Genomic DNA, 223 nt, shown 5'->3' with positions numbered 1-223 from the left:
CCCTCCGCCCGGATTTGGGCGCATACTGACACGGATGACGAATTCAGCGCCACGGCGCCATCTCCCCACCAGCCCCTTCCGCCCCGCGCCCACGCCGCAGATCAAGCGGTTCGCCGTCGGCGATCGGGTCTCCCACGACGAGTACGGCCTGGGCCGGGCCATCGCCGTCGAGGGCGAGCTCGCGGTGCTCGTCGACTTCGGCTCACGGCAGGTGCGGATCACA

Annotated in this window: 1 protein-coding gene; it reads left to right on the top strand. The window is 70.4% G+C overall.

Going from position 1 to position 223, the window contains the following annotated elements; genetic code table 11:
* Positions 1–34: 34 nt before the first annotated feature.
* Positions 35–223 (top strand): hypothetical protein (locus ABD323_RS41965; RefSeq protein WP_344447327.1); only part of this gene is annotated, 189 nt, incomplete at its 3' end.

The sequence above is a fragment of the Kitasatospora nipponensis genome (assembly GCF_039528135.1).
Classification (GTDB): domain Bacteria; phylum Actinomycetota; class Actinomycetes; order Streptomycetales; family Streptomycetaceae; genus Kitasatospora; species Kitasatospora nipponensis.
This window is presented reverse-complemented; position numbering and strand designations above follow the sequence as displayed.